Annotated in this window: 14 protein-coding genes; 8 read left to right on the forward strand and 6 right to left on the reverse strand. The window is 61.4% G+C overall.

Going from position 1 to position 17,231, the window contains the following annotated elements; translation table 11 throughout:
* Nucleotides 1–147: 147 nt before the first annotated feature.
* The 7 genes from Q0063_RS02135 to Q0063_RS02165 all read left to right on the forward strand — a co-directional run bounded on the left by Q0063_RS02135 (nucleotide 148) and on the right by Q0063_RS02165 (nucleotide 9,783).
* On the forward strand, nucleotides 148–2,298 hold the full coding sequence (locus tag Q0063_RS02135) for a diguanylate cyclase (RefSeq protein WP_297870321.1): 2,151 nt from the start codon (nucleotides 148–150) through the stop codon (nucleotides 2,296–2,298).
* The gene (locus Q0063_RS02140; protein WP_297870322.1) at nucleotides 2,295–2,654 is read left to right on the forward strand and encodes an Hpt domain-containing protein; all 360 of its coding nucleotides are present in this window, start codon (nucleotides 2,295–2,297) and stop codon (nucleotides 2,652–2,654) included. Before Q0063_RS02135 ends, Q0063_RS02140 begins: the two co-directional genes overlap by 4 nt.
* Entirely contained in the window at nucleotides 2,651–5,209 is a 2,559-nt protein-coding gene (locus tag Q0063_RS02145; protein WP_297870323.1) for a response regulator, read from the forward strand. The genes Q0063_RS02140 and Q0063_RS02145 overlap by 4 nt, the downstream gene beginning before the upstream one ends.
* Before the next feature lie 12 nt (nucleotides 5,210–5,221).
* Nucleotides 5,222–5,770, forward strand: a complete 549-nt coding sequence (locus Q0063_RS02150) for a hypothetical protein (protein WP_297870324.1) — start codon at nucleotides 5,222–5,224, stop codon at nucleotides 5,768–5,770.
* Between the two features lie 499 nt (nucleotides 5,771–6,269).
* A complete protein-coding gene (locus Q0063_RS02155; RefSeq protein WP_297870325.1) occupies nucleotides 6,270–6,638 on the forward strand; it encodes a DUF4180 domain-containing protein in 369 nt (122 codons plus the stop codon).
* A gap of 253 nt (nucleotides 6,639–6,891) precedes the next feature.
* Complete coding sequence (locus tag Q0063_RS02160) at nucleotides 6,892–8,562, forward strand: formate--tetrahydrofolate ligase (protein ID WP_297870326.1); 1,671 nt, start codon at nucleotides 6,892–6,894, stop codon at nucleotides 8,560–8,562.
* 339 nt (nucleotides 8,563–8,901) lie between these two features.
* Complete coding sequence (locus Q0063_RS02165; protein WP_297870327.1) at nucleotides 8,902–9,783, forward strand: hypothetical protein; 882 nt, start codon at nucleotides 8,902–8,904, stop codon at nucleotides 9,781–9,783.
* Between the two features lie 109 nt (nucleotides 9,784–9,892).
* Here the strand turns inward: Q0063_RS02165 and Q0063_RS02170 are convergent, their stop codons facing one another.
* Entirely contained in the window at nucleotides 9,893–10,708 is an 816-nt protein-coding gene (locus tag Q0063_RS02170) for a mechanosensitive ion channel family protein (protein ID WP_297870328.1), read from the reverse strand.
* A 57-nt stretch (nucleotides 10,709–10,765) separates the two neighbouring features.
* A complete protein-coding gene (locus tag Q0063_RS02175; RefSeq protein WP_297870329.1) occupies nucleotides 10,766–11,932 on the reverse strand; it encodes a phosphoglycerate dehydrogenase in 1,167 nt (388 codons plus the stop codon).
* Between the two features lie 627 nt (nucleotides 11,933–12,559).
* Between Q0063_RS02175 and Q0063_RS02180 the strand changes: the two genes are divergently transcribed.
* Nucleotides 12,560–12,940: a hypothetical protein gene (locus Q0063_RS02180; protein WP_297870330.1), complete on the forward strand. Its 381-nt coding sequence runs from the start codon at nucleotides 12,560–12,562 to the stop codon at nucleotides 12,938–12,940.
* Between the two features lie 470 nt (nucleotides 12,941–13,410).
* Here Q0063_RS02180 and Q0063_RS02185 read toward each other — a convergent pair whose 3' ends face one another.
* The 4 genes from Q0063_RS02185 to Q0063_RS02200 are packed head-to-tail and all read right to left on the reverse strand — an operon-like array spanning nucleotide 13,411 to nucleotide 17,010.
* The gene (locus tag Q0063_RS02185) at nucleotides 13,411–14,121 is read right to left on the reverse strand and encodes an ABC transporter ATP-binding protein (protein ID WP_297870331.1); all 711 of its coding nucleotides are present in this window, start codon (nucleotides 14,119–14,121) and stop codon (nucleotides 13,411–13,413) included.
* Nucleotides 14,114–14,956 carry an ABC transporter ATP-binding protein gene (locus Q0063_RS02190; protein WP_297870332.1) on the reverse strand — a complete coding sequence of 281 codons (843 nt, stop codon included), beginning with the start codon at nucleotides 14,954–14,956 and terminating at the stop codon, nucleotides 14,114–14,116. The genes Q0063_RS02185 and Q0063_RS02190 overlap by 8 nt, the downstream gene beginning before the upstream one ends.
* Nucleotides 14,953–16,098: a branched-chain amino acid ABC transporter permease gene (locus Q0063_RS02195; RefSeq protein ID WP_297870333.1), complete on the reverse strand. Its 1,146-nt coding sequence runs from the start codon at nucleotides 16,096–16,098 to the stop codon at nucleotides 14,953–14,955. Before Q0063_RS02195 ends, Q0063_RS02190 begins: the two co-directional genes overlap by 4 nt.
* 12 nt (nucleotides 16,099–16,110) lie before the next feature.
* Nucleotides 16,111–17,010 (reverse strand): branched-chain amino acid ABC transporter permease, encoded by a 900-nt coding sequence (locus Q0063_RS02200; protein WP_297870334.1) that lies wholly within the window; start codon nucleotides 17,008–17,010, stop codon nucleotides 16,111–16,113.
* Nucleotides 17,011–17,231: the final 221 nt, after the last annotated feature.

The raw sequence follows: 17,231 nt of genomic DNA on the forward strand, positions 1-17,231 counted from the left end.
CTCTTCTCAATCTCTTGCTATTCAAACAGCTTTATGTTAAGATAATCGGTAACATGGGCCGCGAACCCGAAAAGCGCCCGCCGGAAACCGCCCAGCGGCGGCCTTTCGCCTCCTCCGGCCCGCACCGCCCATACCGTCCCCCGGAGAATGAACCTAGACAAGGATGTGATTCCCCTGAACAACCAGAAGAAGAAAAAGGAAACCATTTTAATTGTAGATGATTCGGACCTCAACCGGGCAATCCTGTCCGACATGCTGGCCCAGGACTACAATGTTCTCGAAGCAGAAAACGGCCAGGAGGGTGTGGACATCCTTGAGGAGCTGAGCAAGGATCACCCCGATCTCTCGTCGGTTCTCTCGCTGATCCTGCTGGATATCGTGATGCCGGTGATGAACGGCTTTCAGATGCTGGAGATCATGCGGGAACGGCTGTGGATTGAGGACGTCCCTGTCATCATGATTTCCGCCGAAAAGGACTCCGCCAACATCGAGCGGGCCTATGACCTGGGTGTGACGGACTTCATCGCCCGCCCCTTTGACGCCCTCATTGTCCACCATCGTGTCATCAACACCATTCTGCTGGACGCCAAGCAGAAAAAGCTGGCGAGCATGGTGGCGGACCAGATCTATGAGAAGGAACAGCGCAGCAGCCTGATGATTGATATTCTCAGCCACATCGTGGAATTCCGCAACGGCGAAAGCGGCCTCCATGTGCTCCATGTCCGCACCATCACGGAAATGCTGCTGGACCGTCTGGCCCAGAAGACCAGCCGGTACAACCTGACTCCCTCCGTCATCTCCCTGATCGGCACCGCCTCCGCCCTCCACGACATCGGAAAGATTTCCGTGGACGAGAAAATCCTCAACAAGCCCGGCAGGCTCACCGATGAGGAATTTGCCATTATGAAGTCCCACGCCAAAATCGGCGCGGACATGCTGGAGGGCCTGTCCATCCATCAGAACGAGCCCCTGGTGAAGGTGGCCTATGAAATCTGCCGCTGGCACCACGAGCGCTATGACGGCCGCGGCTATCCCGACGGTCTCAAGGGCGACGAGATTCCCATTTCCGCCCAGATGGTGGCTCTGGCCGACGTGTATGACGCCCTGACCTCCAAGCGGGTTTACAAGCCCCCCTTCTCCCACGAGCAGGCGGTGCAGATGATTGCGGAAGGCCAGTGCGGAGCCTTCAACCCCCTGGTTCTGGAGTGTCTGACGGAGATATCCGAAAGCATCCGGGACGAGATGGGAAGCGTGGACCCCACCCGTCAGAACCGCCGCGAGATGCAGACCGTCCTTCAGGAAATGGGCCGCCACGAGGAGCTTACCGCCTCCGAGCGCACCCTTCAGCTCCTGGAGCACGAGCGTATGAAATACAGCTATTTCGCCGCCATGTCCAAGGAAATCCAGTTTGAATTCACCACCTCCCCCGCCATGGTCTCCCTCTCCACCTGGGGCGCGAAGCATCTGGGCCTGGACGAGATTATCATGGACCCGCTCCACAGCAGCAAGGTCTTTTCCGTCCTGGACGCCGACGCCTGCCGGAGCCTTTCCAACACCCTGCGCAGCACCAGCCCCGACCAGCCGGACATCAGCTTTGACTGCCAGCTGAACTATCAGGGCGACCTGCGCTGGACCCGCATCGTGGCCCGGGCCGTCTGGTCCAGCGACGAGCCCCCCCGCTACACCGGCGCCCTGGGCAAGGCCATCGACATCCATGACTCCCGCATGCGGCTGGACAATCTGGAGCGCCTGGCCTCTCACGACACGCTGACGGGCCTTCTGAACCACGCCTACGCCAAAAAACGCATTCTGGAGCGGATAACCAGCCGTCCCGGCTCCTCCTATGCCATGGTGATCTTTGACCTGGACCATTTCAAAAGCGCCAACGACAACTACGGGCATTCCTTTGGCGACCAGGTTCTGATTTATCTTGCTGACCTGCTCCGCCAGAGCATCCGGGGCGGCGACATCGCCGCCCGGGCCGGCGGGGACGAGTTCGTGATTTTCCTGGAGTACAAAGAGGAGATTGAAACCATTATCGACCGGATTTTCCACTCGCTGTGCGGCCAGTATAAGGATTTCCCCATCTCCATCAGCATGGGCGTCGCCCTCTCGCCGGCGCTCCCCCGGGACTATGATTCCCTGTTCCACGCCGCCGATCAGGCGCTGTACACCGCCAAGCGCAGCGGCCGGGGCCGGTACTGCTTCTATGACGACACCATGAGCAACACCTTCTGCGCCACCGTCCGCCACGATGCGCCGGACGCCGCGGAACATCAAAAGGAGGAACGGACATGACGCTTCAAGAGTGCTATGCCGCCATGGGCGGCGACTACAACGACGCCATCGGACGCCTGCGCAGCGAACGGCTGGTGCAGAAATTTGTGCTGAAATTCGCTGAGGACGGAAGCTATTCCCTGCTGCAAAGCTCCCTGGCGGACTCCAACTATGACGAGGCCTTCCGGGCCGCCCACACCATCAAGGGCGTCTGCCAGAACCTGAGCCTGACCCGGCTGGCAGACTCCAGCAGCGCCCTTTGCGAGTCCCTCCGGGGCGGAACGCCTCCCGCCTCCGGCCTGGCCGAGCAGGTCAGCACGGATTATCAGGAGACCATCTCCGCCATCCAGACATTCCGGGAGGGGATCTCCGGATGAAAGAACAGCAGAGGCACTCCAAACGCTTTCTCACCTGGAGTCTGATTGCGGTGCTGGCTCTCTGCGCCCTTGTCTTCTCTTTCCTGATTTTCTTCATGACTCAGAAAAGCACCGACACCATCAGCCAGGTGGGCGGTATCTACATGAACGGCATGAGCGAGAAGATTTCCCAGCATTTCAAGACGACCATTGAACTGCGCCTCAGCCAGGTGGAGGCTCTGGTAGAGACCATCCCCCCGGGCAGCGCCGACCCCGCCACGCTGAGGGAGGAACTGACCTACAGCGCCCAGGCCCGGGGCTTCGAGTCCCTGGCCTTCTATTCCAGAGACGGCCGGCTTGACATGATTTACGGCGAGGAATCCGCCATCACGGACCCGGCGCCCTTTCTGGAGTCCCTGAACCACGGCGAGCAGAAGGTGGCGGTGGGCCTCTCCTCCCGGGGGGAAAAGGTCATTCTCCTGGGCGTGTCCACCGACTATACCCTCCCCGGCGATTTTGAGTGCACCGCCCTGGTGGGCACGCTGACCGCCGATTACATTGCCGAGACCCTCTCCCTCTACTCGGACGAGAGCCTGGTCTACTCCCACATCATCCGCCGGGACGGCAGCTTTGTCATCCGCAGCGGAGACGCCTTCCGGGACAACTATTTCGACCGCATCCTGTCCCTCTTTGAGGGGGAGAACGACGCGGACGGCCAACGGTACACGGAGGAGCTCCGGGACGCCATGAACGAAGAGCGGGATTACTCCACCGTGCTCCAGTTCGGAAACGAGCGGCGGCACCTGTACTGCACCCAGCTGGCTTATTCCGAGTGGTATCTGGTAACCGTCCTGCCCTACGGTGAGCTGGACGTAGCCGTCAACGACCTCAGCAGCACCTGGATTGCAATGGCTCTGGCCGGCTTCACCGTGATCTTCCTGGCCATGCTTCTGGTCTTCGCGGCCTATTCCCGGCTGCTCAACCAGCAGATGGAGGAGCTGGAGGCCGCCCGTCAGGAGGCCATCCACGCCAACCGGGCCAAGAGCGAATTCCTCTCCAACATGTCCCATGACATCCGCACACCCATGAACGCCATTGTGGGCATGACGGCCATCGCCACAGCCAACATCGGCAACACCCAGCAGGTCCAGAACTGCCTGAAAAAGATCACCCTCTCCAGCCGGCACCTGCTGGGCCTCATCAACGATGTTCTGGACATGAGCAAAATCGAAAGCGGCAAGCTGACACTGAATACAGACCAGATCTCCCTGCGGGAGGTGATGGACAGCATCGTCAGCATCGTTCAGCCCCAGGTCCGGGCCAAGCACCAGCACTTTGACGTGTTCATCCATGACATCTCCACGGAAAATGTCTGCTGCGACAGCGTCCGGCTGAATCAGGTTCTCATCAATATTCTGGGCAACGCCATCAAGTTCACCCCTGACGGAGGCTCGATTCAGGTCTGCCTGTACGAGGAGCCCTCCCAGCTGGGAGAGAACTATGTCCGCACCCACATCATTATAAAGGACAACGGCATCGGCATGACGCCGGACTTCCAGGCCAAAATCTTCGAGTCCTTTGTCCGGGAGGACAGCGCCCGGGTGCGCCGGACCGAGGGCTCCGGCCTGGGCATGGCCATCACCAAATACATTGTGGACGCCATGGGCGGCGCCATCACCCTCAAGAGCGCCCTGGGAGAGGGCAGCGAATTCCATGTCACCCTGGACCTGGAACGGGCCTCCGTTCTGGAGGAGGACATGATCCTGCCGGAGTGGAATCTCCTGGTGGTGGACGACGACCAGCAGCTCTGCGAGAGCGCCGCCGCCTCCTTGAAGTCCATCGGCATCAAGGCGGACTGCGCGCTGGACGCCGAGAGCGCCATCGAGATGATTATCCGCCGCCGGGATCAGCGGGACAACTACCACGTCATTCTCCTGGACTGGAAGCTGCCGGGTATGGACGGCATCACCGCCGCCAAGGAAATCCGCCGCCGCTTCGGCAGCGACACGCCCATCCTCCTGATTTCCGCCTACGACTGGAGTGAAATCGAGTCGGAGGCCAAAGAGGCGGGCATCTCCGGCTTCATCTCCAAGCCCCTGTTCAAGTCCACCCTGTTCTATGGGCTGAAGCCCCTGATTGAGACCCAGATTCCCGCGAAGGAGCAGGCCCCGAAGACCCCCAGCAGCCTCAGCGGCCGGAAGATCCTGCTGGCGGAGGACAACGACCTGAACTGGGAAATCGCCCAGGAGCTCCTTACCGAGGAGCTGGGCCTGGACCTGGAGTGGGCAGAGAACGGCGAGATCTGCGTCGACAAGTTCCTGGCCTCGCCGGTGGGCTTCTACGAGGCCATTCTCATGGACCTCCGGATGCCTGTGATGACGGGCTACGAGGCCACCGCCGCCATCCGCAGCCTGGACCGCCCCGACGCCGACATCCCCATCATCGCCATGACCGCCGACGCCTTCTCGGAGGACATCCAGCGCTGTCTGGACTGCGGCATGAACGCCCATGTGGCCAAGCCCATCGACGTCCGGGAGATTTCCCGGCTGCTGGAAAAATTCATCAGGCTTTCATAAAGGAGGGCCCCTATGGGATGGATACACAAGCAGGAGGAATTCTGGGACAGCTATTCCCAAAGTCTCCGCTGCCCCCTCTGGGGCGCGGAGGCCGGGCTTTCCCTCCACTACACCAACAACGGCCAGGACTGCGGAAAACAGCTGGAGCGTCTTGCCGGGGCCGCAGACCGCTGCCTGAACTGGCTGGAGGCCCATCAGGCGGACATCTTCTCCGCCATTGAGGCAGGCGGCCTTTATGATGCCGCCGCGGAAGCTGTGGAGGACCTGGCGGACGATGAGGAATATGCCGAGATTCTGGAAGAGGACGGCGCGGCCTGGCTCCTGCTGGATGGGGTCGAACGCATTCCCCTCCCCTATCGAAAAGAGGACTTTTTCCGGAGCCTGTTTGTGGAGGACCTGTCCATCTCAGCGGATTTCAAGTCGTCAAGATTCATCGCGGACCTCTTCCTCGGCATGTCCCCCAACGTCTTTGGCGATCACAGCATCGAAATTTTCCTGAAGGGCGATTTCGCCCGGGACCAGCCGGCTTACAGGGTCACGGTCAACGGCCTTGCCGGATAAACAGAAGCAAGGGGCGGAGGGGAGCCATCCCCTCCGCCCTGTTTCCTCTTTCGGAATCACCCGGCCCCTGCGGAGTCAGGACCCGCCGGCTGTACAAAAATCGTTTTCTGGCCCTCTTCCCCTGAAAAGGATGGCCCGGTCAGGGGACCGGGCCCCACACTTCTTCTACCGGCAGAACACCCTGTGGGGCCTGGTCCCCTGACCAGGCCATTTTTCCGCCGGAGCCCCAAAAGACGGGGCACAGCACCCGCAGGGGGCCGCCCCGTCCCCCGAAGGCATGGAGAGCCCGAAAGAACGGGAGGGGACAGAGCCCCTCCCCTACAGGACCGACCCGATGTGAGGCCCTTGTACCGGCGGGCCGCCGAGGGCGGCGGCCCCTACATCATGGATGAGCGGACACGCCCTCCGGAGCCGCGGGGCTTGACAGCCCGGCGGCTTTCCTGTATACTGTGGCACTAACTGGAACTTGTACCGCGATATTGAAAAAGGAGGAACCAGCATGAAAATCGAATCTATCTGTGAAAACGGTGTGTCTCTCGCGGTCATTTCCAGCGATGAGCCTGTCATCATCGACGGCCCTTCCGCCCTGGACCTGGCCATGACGGTCAAATATCAGACCGGCGCGTCCGCCCTCGTTCTGGACAAAGAGGCGGTCTGCGAGGATTTCTTCATCCTCAGCAGCGGACTGGCGGGGGACGTTCTTCAAAAATACATCAACTACCACATCCGGGCTGCCATTTACGGGGATTACACCCGTTACACCAGCAAGCCCCTCAGGGACTTCATCTATGAGTCCAATCACGGGAAGGACTTCTTCTTTACGGCGACGAAAGAGGAGGCCATCCAAAAACTGACCCAGCCGCGGTAGCGGCAGCGCACAGGTTCCGGTGCCCCGGGGCCGTCCATGGCGGACGGCTCCTTTTTTCTGCCAGGACAACGGCATATGTATTAAAAATAATCCGGTTTCTTCTCGGTCTTCCCGGATTCTCAAACTCCACATTTTAAATGTTGCCCTGTTTTTTCTGCCCATCCCTCTTTTCTTTCCTGCAAAAGTGTGATATAGTCATCCCATCAAAAGTCATACCTTTCCCGCCCCACAACACAAAGGAGGAGGATGCACGATGCACGTTCCGTCCGATATTGAAATCGCTCAGTCCTGCCCCATGCGCCCCATCACGGAGATCGCCGCCGCCGCGGGGGTCGGCCCCCAGTATCTGGAGCTCTACGGCAATCACAAGGCCAAGGTGGATTACCGCCTGCTCCGGGAGAGCCGTCCCAACGGAAAGCTGATTTTGGTCACCGCCATCAACCCCACCCCTGCCGGCGAGGGCAAAACCACCACCACCGTAGGCCTGGCCGACGCACTGCGCCGCCTGGGGAAACACGCGCTGGTTGCCCTGCGGGAGCCCTCTCTGGGGCCGGTCTTCGGCGTGAAGGGCGGCGCCGCCGGCGGCGGATACGCCCAGGTGGTGCCCATGGAGGACATCAATCTCCACTTTACCGGGGACTTCCACGCCATCGGCGCGGCCAACAATCTGCTGGCCGCCATGCTGGACAACCACATCCAGCAGGGAAACGCCCTGGGGATTGACGTGAAAAAAATCACCTGGAAGCGCTGCGTGGACATGAACGACCGCCAGCTCCGCCATATTGTGGACGGTCTGGGCGGGCGGATGCAGGGCGTCCCCCGGGAGGACGGATTTGACATCACCGTGGCCAGCGAAATCATGGCGGTGCTCTGCCTCTCCAACGACATTCTGGACCTGAAAACCCGGCTGGGCCGGATGGTGGTGGGCTACACCTATGAGGGAACCCCTGTCACCGCCCATGACCTGAAGGCCGAGGGGGCTATGGCGGCGCTGCTGAAGGACGCCCTGAAGCCCAATCTGGTTCAGACTCTGGAGGGAACCCCCGCCTTTATCCACGGCGGCCCCTTTGCCAACATTGCCCACGGCTGCAACTCCGTCACCGTCACCCGCATGGCCCTGGCCCTGGGAGACTACGCCATCACCGAAGCGGGCTTTGGCGCGGACCTGGGCGCGGAAAAATTCCTGGACATCAAGTGCCGCATGGCCGGCCTGCGGCCCGACGCGGTGGTGGTGGTGGCCACGGTCCGGGCCCTGAAGCACCACGGCGGCGTGCCCAGGGCGGAGCTGAACACCGAGAATCTGGAGGCCCTGGAGCGGGGCCTGCCCAACCTCCTGCGCCATGTGGACAACATCAAAAACGTCTACGGCCTGCCCTGCGTGGTGGCCGTCAACGCCTTCCCCACCGACACCGCCGCCGAACTGAAGCTGGTGGAGGACAAATGCCGGGCCCTGGGCGTCGGCGCGGCCCTCAGCGAGGTTTGGGCCAAAGGCGGCGCAGGCGGCGAGACCCTGGCGAAGGAGGTGCTCCGCCTCTGCGAGGAACCCAGCGATTTCCGCTTCGCCTATGACGCGGACGCCTCCATCCCGGACAAAATCAACGCCATTGCCCAGAGGGTCTACCGTGCCGCCGGGGCCGTCCTGACCCCCGCCGCCGGAAAGCAGGCGGAGGAGCTGGAGACTCTGGGCTTCGGCGGTCTGCCGGTGTGCATGGCCAAAACCCAATACAGCTTTTCCGACGACCCCGGCCTTCTGGGGGCCCCGGAGGGCTTCACCGTCACCGTGCGCAGCCTGAAGGTCTCCGCCGGCGCGGGCTTCATCGTGGCCCTGACGGGGGACATCATGACCATGCCGGGTCTGCCCAGGGTCCCCGCCGCCGAGAAAATCGACGTGGACGAGGACGGGAGAATCACCGGTCTCTTCTGACCCCCCCCCTCTCCCCTGAGAGGCTTCCGGACGGGCTTCCCGTTCCGGGCGTCTCTCAGGGTTTTTTGCCGCGTCCTGTCCGGAGCCTTTATGCAGGTATGCAGGGGGCTCTGTCCGCCTCCCAAAAACCGGGCTTTGTCCCGTCTCCTGAAAGCACGGAGAGCCTGGAAAAACGGGAGGGGACAGAGCCCCTCCCCTACAGGGCATTTCTGCTGTAAAATGCGCAGATGGATACGGCCCCCTGCCGGTTTCCGTAGACAAAGGCGGGAACATGTGCTATACTGAGTTTTGCGCAAATGACGGCGGGGCCGTCTGTCCACACGAAAGGAAGTTTTCAATATGAACAAGCAATATGCCCTCCCCCTGGCGGCGGTGCTGGGCGGCGCGGCAGCCTTCGTGCTGCGGCTTTTGCAGAATCAAACCGGATTTGAGCCGGAGACCGGCCTGCCCATTCCCGGCAATCTGGCGGGAATGTCCCTGGTGGTGCTGCTGGCCGCCGCAGCCGGGATCATGATTCTGCTGGCCCGGCAGCTGCCGGCGGAGGAGGAGCCTGTATTCCCGGCGGAATTCGCCGTGGAGAGCGCCGGACTGCTGACGCTGCCCGTGTGCGGCGTGTTCCTCATCGCCCTCAGCGGCGCGGCGGACCTGGCGGAGGCCATGGGGGTTCTGCCGGAGCTTCCCCAGATTACCCGCCACAGCCTCTACAACATCCTGCGGGCGGGGGGCATGGGCTTCTCCCCCAAGGGCCAGGGGCTTCTGGGACTGCTGTCCCTGCTGTCCGCCGGAGGGCTGTTCCTGGCGGCGGCGGCCTGCCGCAAGCGGCCCGGCACTCCCCCCAGGGCCCTGCCCTCCTGGGCTCTGCTGATGCCGGTGGGCGCTCTGGTGGTGCGGCTGGTGCTGACCTATCGGGTGGACTCGGTGAACCCCTCTCTTGAAATGTACTATATCGAGCTTCTGGCCCTGGTGTTCATGACCCTGGGATTCTACCGGCTGTCCTCCTTCGCCTTCGAGGCGGGGCGGAGCTGGCTCTTCGGCTTCTATACCGGGGCCGCGGTGCTGCTGTGCACCGCCTCCCTGGCGGACGGAAGCGCCTATCTCTCTTCCCTGCTGCTCCAGGCAGGGGGAGCGGTGACCCTGATGGGCTTTCTGCTGCTGCGGATTGCCGCCGGCCTCGCCTCGGAGGAGGACGACGGCACCATCGTGGGACCGGCGGAATCATAGAACAGCGGAATCACAGAAAAACGGCTGGCGGTTTTTTCCGCCAGCCGTTTCTGTCTATATAGGGGGCAGACTTCGGATGGACTCCCGGGCGGACCTCCGCTCCGGCCGTTCATTCCCCGCCCTTCACAATCTTCACGTCCAGCTTGTTATAGGGAATCTCAACTCCCGCGGCGGCGAACTCCCTCCGGAGATTCTCCGCCAGGGCAAACTGGGTGGGCCACCAGTCGTCCGTCACCGTCCAGCAGTAAACCGTGTAGTCGATGCCGCTCTCACCGAAGCCGGTGAGGAAGATCGTGGGCTCCGGGTCCTCCAAAATGTTGGGCGTCGCCTCCACCGCCCGGCGGCAGGCCTGTTTCACCGTCTCCGTAGGCGCGTCGTAGGAGGCGCTCATTTTCCAGACAATCCGCCGCCGTCCCAGCACGGTATAATTGATGACCTTGGAGGCCGCCAGCTCCTTGTTGGGCAGCAGGGCGGTGTAACCGTCCGGGGTCAGCAGCATGGTGTGATTCAGATTGATTTCCCCCACCGTGCCGGACACGCCTCCGGACTCGATGAAGTCCCCGATGGAAAAGGGGTGGGAGGATAAAATCACCAGTCCACCGGCCACATTGCCCAGGATGTCCTCCGCCGCCAGGGTGATGCCCAGGCCGCCCACGGACAGCAGGGCCACCAGGGAATTCATGTTGATGCCCAGGCTGCCGGCGGTGAAAATCACCGTCAGGGTGTACAGCAGCAGCTTCGCGGCGGTGAGGACATAGCGCCGCACCCGCTCCTCCAGCCTGGACCGGCTCAGAAGACGCCGGAGCACCTTCATCAGCAGCCGCACCGCCAGCAGACAGACCAGCAGCGTCAGCAAAGAGGACAGCAGGCTTTCCAGGGAGAATCTCCCCGCCGCCTGGGAGAGTATCGCGTTCAAATCCGGCATGTCAGCGCCTCCTTTTCACCGGGGTTACCCCGATCATACCCGAGGCCGGCGAAAAAGTCAAGCCAGGCAGCGGACCCGGATCACATTGGGCAGGGCCCGCAGGTCCTCCACCGCGTTCTCCCCCACTGCGGAACTCAGGTCCACCAGGGTATAGGCATAGTCCCCCTTGCTCTTGTTGCTGAGGTTTTCCACATTCACCCCGTCCCGGCCCAGCAGAGCCGTGATGCTTGCCAGCATGGCGGGGACGTTTTTGTGCACGATGCACAGCCGCATCACGCCGCTGCGCTCCAGGGACACGTCGGGGAGATTGACGGAATTCCGGATGTTTCCGTTTTCCAGATAGTCCCGCAGCTCCTCCGCCGCCATGACGGCGCAGTTCTGCTCGCTCTCCGGGGTGGAGGCCCCCAGATGGGGCAGGGCAATCACATGGGGGTGCGCGGTCAGAGCGTTGGTGGGGAAGTCGGTGACATAGGCCGTCACCTGCCCCGCGTCCAGAGCCGCCAGCAGGGCTTCGTCATCCACCACGCCGCCCCGGGCCAGGTTCACCAGCCGGACGCCGGGCTTCATGGCGGCGAAGGCTCTGGCGTCAATCATGTGGCGGGTTTTCTCATTGTAGTGGATATGGGGAGTAATATAGTCCGCCCGGCGGTAGAGCTCATTGACGTCCTTGACCACGTGGACGTGGCGGTCCAGCCGCAGGGCGGCGTCCACGGAGAGGAACGGGTCGTATCCGTAGACGTCCATGCCCAGAGAAAGGGCGATGTTGGCCACCAGGGCGCCAATGGCTCCCAGGCCGATGACGCCCAGGGTCTTGCGGTACAGCTCCGGCCCCACGAAGGCGGCCTTCCCCTTTTCTACCACCGAGGCCACATCCACGCCGGCCTCCACCTGGTTCCGCACCCAGCGGATGGCCCCGGGCACATCCCGGGAGGAAATCAGCATGGCGCAGAGCACCAGTTCCTTCACGGCGTTGGCATTGGCGCCGGGGGTGGAGAAGACGGCGATGCCCTTCTGAGAGCAGCGGTCCAGAGGAATATTATTCACCCCGGCCCCGGCCCGGGCAATGGCCAGCAGGCTGTCCGGGAACTGATAGCCCAGCAGGTCGGCGGATCGGACCAGGATGCCGTCCTCCCCGGCCACATCGCTTCCCACCGTATAGCGCTCCGGGTCCAGGCGCTCCAGTCCGGCGGGGGCAATCTTGTTGAATGTCTTGATCTGGTACATAAGGCAAACCTCCCAAAGAGCGTGAACCGGTTAAACAGCTTCCTCGAAACCGCCGCCGGAATGGGGCGGGCCGTATACCGGGTATGATGTTTGCTATAGTATAGTCCGCTTTTCCGCCGGAAACAAGGTGCATTTCCACTGTATTTTCAGGGAATTGTTGCTTATGCCATGGCGGTTTTGGAGAAAACGGCGTACCATGACAGTGCCGCGGCAGAATCTGCCGCCTAGAGTCTGTTTTAAAACCAGCGGAATGCCGGATTGGGGCAGATTTTTTACCCGATGGGCATGTGATATCCGTAAGGCGGCTGAGCCGCCAACGGCTATCCAATCGTCAGGCAAGGCGATTGGACGCGGGAATCCTGACGGATTTCAAGTCCAATCAACGCAGTCCTGACGGAAAAGGATGCCCTGAGACGGCGTTTTGACGGTTTTAAATCAGACTCTAAGAACCTGTATTCATAGCCGTGGGATGCTGGATGGGCGGGAATTTTTCTTGTCAGACAAGGAGATTTTCCGCAGCAATCCTGACGGATTGCAAGGGAAATCGACGCGGTATGACGGGAAAAAGGCCGTTCAGACAGCGTTCAGCGGTTGTGAATACAGGTTCTAAGATGAAAGGAGGTCCCTATGCCGCTCTTTGCTTTGAAAAGCCAGTCCCGGCGCTGCGCGCTGGAGGACGCCGGCACGGATTTTCAGGCCGCCCGCCGGTCGGCTCAGTTCCGAGTCGGCGCGGAAGCCATTTACTTCCCCGCCTTCCCCGGCACCCGCTACCTGCCCTATCAGGCCGTCACCCGGGCCGTCACCCGGAATACCAGCCTGCCCCTCACCGGCAGCTGCGGCAAGGCTCTGCCCATGACCCTGCTCCGGCTGTACTACGACGGCGGAGAGGTCTACCAGGATTTTCTCTTTGAGAAGCGCGATGAGGCCAACCGGGCCCTGGACGCCCTGCTGGCCGCCCGGCCCGACATTCCCGCGGAGCGGGAGACCCGCCCCCAGAGCGCCCTTTAATACTCATTTCAAATAAAACGATTTCGTTTTATTTGAAACAGAACCGCATTCTGCGTTTCCGTTTTGTGCCGGAATGGCGCAAAACACGTCTCATAAGAATCCAGCGCGCTTTCAGCGCTATCAAAAGCTTTTGAAAGCTTTTGAATGGATTCTAGTATAAGCGCCGCAGTCCACATGAAAAGCGGAGGCCCCAGGGGCCTCCGCTTGAGACTGTCAAAAAAACGGATTGTTTTCAGTTTTCGGAAAGGAAAATAGTATGAAAGACAGCGCAGCCCTTGGCGGCTCTGCCGCTTAGGGATGCGGCGTGCCCTTTACGGGTAAACCCATCAGGGGTGTCTTTCATGTTCAATCAATAAGTTTACAAAACTTTTTTGAAGTTTTGTAAACTTGCTCAGTCTGTCGAAAAGACTTTTTCGACAGGCTGAAGCGGAGGCCCCAGGGGCCTCCGCTTTTGCTCTTCTCATGAAGCCTCATCCGTTTTTTCCCAGATAGGCCTCCCGGACCTTCTCGTTGGCCAGCAGCTCCGCGCCGGTGCCGGACATGGTGATGTTGCCGGTCTCCAGCACATAGGCCAGGTCCGCAATCTTCAGGGCCATATTGGCGTTCTGCTCAATCAGCAGAACCGTCACGCCCTGGCGGTTGATCTCCCTGATGATGGAAAATATATCCTGCACCACCAGAGGGGCCAGACCCAGAGAGGGTTCGTCCAGCATCATCAGCCTGGGGCGGGACATCAGCGCCCGGCCCACCGCCAGCATCTGCTGTTCGCCGCCGGAGAGAGTGCCGGCCAGCTGCCAGCTCCGCTCCTCCAGCCGGGGGAAGAGGCTGTAAACCCACTGGATGTCCTCCTCAATGCCCGCCTTGTCCTTCCGGAGGTAGGCCCCGATGCGGAGGTTCTCCAGCACCGACATATCGGCAAAGACCCGCCGGCCCTCGGGGCTCATGGCGATGCCGGCAGAGATAATTTTGTCGATGGACTTCCCCAGCAGCTCTTCCCCGTTCCACCGGATGGAGCCGGAGCCGGCCTTCACCAGACCGGTGATGGTCCGGAGGGTGGTGGACTTGCCTGCGCCGTTGGCCCCGATCAGGGTGACAATCTTTCCGTCGGGCACCTCCAGAGAGATGCCCCGGAGGGCCTGGATGCCGCCGTAGCTGACGTGGAGGTTTTCAATTTTAAGCATCCTCGCTCACCCCCAGATAGGCGTCAATCACCCGTTTGTTGTTCTGAATCTCCGCCGGGGTCCCATGGGCAATGAGCCTGCCGAAATCCAGCACATAGATGCGCTGGGAAATATTCATCACCAGGTTCATGTGGTGCTCAATCAGGAACACCGTCAGCTGAAACCGGTCTCGGATCTCACCGATGAACGCGGTGAGCTCCTCGGTCTCCTGGGGGTTCATGCCCGCCGCCGGCTCATCCAGAAGCAGCAGCTTCGGTTCCGCTGCCAGAGCCCGGGCAATCTCCAGCCGCCTCTGCTTGCCGTAGGGCAGGGAGGTGGCCAGCTCGTTTTTCACGTCCGCCAGCCCCACCGTCTCCAGCAGCTCTTCCACGTTCTCCCGCTGCCGGGTCTCCTCCTTCCGGTTCAGCCGGAAAGAGGCGGAAAACACGTTGCTGGTGCTCCGGCAGTGCTTGGCGATCAGCACGTTGTCAAACACCGTCTGGGATTTCCACAGCCGGATATTCTGAAAGGTCCGGGCCATGCCCAGCCGGGTCACACGGTCGGGGGTGGGGGCCAGCACAGCGGTATACTCCCCGGCGTGCTCCCCCTTGTACAGGGCTTTCATTTTGCCCTGGGGATGGTTCTCCACAATCTTCTCACCCTGGAACCAGACGGCGCCGTTGGTGGGCTGGTAGACCCCGGTAATCACGTTGAAGGCCGTGGTCTTTCCCGCGCCGTTGGGGCCGATCAGGGCCACGATCTCCCCCCGGTTGACCTCCAGGTTCAAATTGTCCACCGCCACCACGCCGCCGAACTGCATGGTGATGTTTTCAACCTTTAAAACCGTTTCGCTCATTTCCCCGCCGCCTCCTTCCTTCGGGTTTTTCCGGACAGTCCCGCCAGAAGATCCGGCAGCTCCCGGTCTCCCATGATGCCCCTCCGGAAGAACAGCACCACAATCATGATGATGACGGAAAATACCACCATCCGGAAGCCGTTGCGCAGCAGGGGCACCTTGAATCCGCCGATATAGGTCTCGGTGTCCAGGAACCGCAGCCACCATTCACTGGCGGCCACGTACAGGAAGGCCGCGATGCAGCTGCCGGAGACGGAGCCGATGCCGCCGATGACCACAATCAGCAGAATTTCATAGGTCATGGCGGTGGTGAAGGTCTTGGCCTGGGCCTGGTTCACCAGCATGGCGAAGAGGCCTCCGCCCACCCCGGCGAAAAAGGAGCTGATGCAGAAGGACAGCCGCTTGTGCCGGGCCAGATTGATGCCCATGGCCTCCGCCGCCACCTCGTCGTCCCGGATGGCCTTGAAGGCCCGGCCGTAGGTGGAGTTAATCAGCAGCAGAATCACGGCGATGCAGATTCCCGCCAGCAGGAAGGCCACGCAGGTGGACAGCCGCAGGCCTCCCTGGATGTTGAAGCTGGAGAAGGTGGGGAAGTTCTTCAGGGCGTTGGCGCCGTTGGTCACGGGGCCCAGTTTGTCCCACTGGAAGACAGCCCGGATGATTTCACCGAAACCCAGGGTGGCGATAGCCAGATAGTCGCTTTTCAGCCGCAGCACGGGAAGGCCGATGAGCCACGCCACCGCCGCCGCCACGCAGCCCCCCAGAACCAGGGCCAGGAGCACCCCCAGCACCAGCCCCACGGGGCCGCCGCCCAGGAGCTCCGGCAGGGAGAAGTTGATGGCGGAACCGTTGTAAATATAGTAAACGGCGTCCCGCTGGTCGGCGGGAATGGTCAAAATGGCGTAGGTGTACGCCCCCAGCAGCATGAATCCCGCCTGTCCCAGGGAGAACAGGCCCGTGAAGCCGTTGAGGAGGTTCATGGACACCGCCACCAGGGCGTAAACCGCGCCCTTTTTCAGAGAGATGAACAGCATGACGTTTTTGCTGGGGTCCAGCACGTTTTCCAGCAGCGTCACCAGAATCAGAAGAGCCCCGGCACACAGGAGGGTGATCCACAGGCGCTTTTTGTTTGTCTTTTCCATTGCCGCCCCTCCTTACACTTTGTCGGTGACTTTCTCACCGAAGAGGCCCGTGGGCTTCGCCACCAGAATCACAATCAGCAGGGCAAAGGTGAAGGCGTCGGAAAAAATGCTCCAGCTGGAGCCCTTGATGACGCTCTCGGAGATGCCGATGATGAAGGCCCCCACAACGGCCCCGGGAATGGAGCCGATGCCGCCGAACACCGCCGCCACAAAGGCCCGCAGGCCCGGCAGAGAGCCGGAGAGAGGCACGATGGAGGGGTAGTTGGTGAAATACAGAACGGAGCCCACCGCCGCCAGGAAGGAGCCGATGACAAAGGTCGCGGAGATGACGGCGTTGATGCGGATGCCCATGAGCTGGGCGGTCTCAAAGTCCTTGGCCGCCGCCCGCATGGCCATGCCGACCTTGGTATGGTTAATCAGCTGGGTCAGGGCCGCCACCAGCACCACCACCAGGATGGGCGTCACCACGGTGACCACCTTGGTGGGCACGCCTAAAATCGTGACGGTGGAGGAGATGCCGGGAACCTCCGGATACATCTGGGGCAGGCCGCCGGTGGCGTAGGTGGCCAGATTCTGGAGCAGATAGCTCACGCCGATGGCGGAGATCATGACGCTCATGCGGGGCGCGGTGCGCAGGGGCTTATACGCCGCCCGCTCGATGACAAAGCCCAGGACCACCGTCAGCACCACGGCCAGCAGCAGTCCCGCGGGAATCACCGCCGCCGGCGGCAGAATGCCTCCCAGGAAGCTGGTGAGATAGACCATCAGCAGGCCCGCCACCATAAACACGTCGCCGTGAGCGAAGTTAATCAGGCGCAGGATGCCGTAGACCAGGGTATAGCCAATGGCAATCAGGGCGTACTGCCCCCCCAGGGAGATGCCGGAGAGCAGAATGGATATGGCATATTGCACGCGGAGACCCTCCTTTTGAATTCGGAATGAGGAATTAGGAATTAGGAATTTTCACCTGTTTGTCCCGCCGTCTTTGACTCTGACGCAATTCCGAATTCCTAACGCTTCATTTTTGGGAACTTCAAACCGGGCGGTTCCATTCAGGAAACGGACTGCCGGAGCCTGCCGGAGGAGCTTTTCCCTCCCCCGGCAGGCATATCGAACATGTTCGGGAATGGCCC

Source organism: uncultured Oscillibacter sp. (assembly GCF_947654275.1).
In the GTDB taxonomy this organism is placed as follows: domain Bacteria; phylum Bacillota; class Clostridia; order Oscillospirales; family Oscillospiraceae; genus Oscillibacter.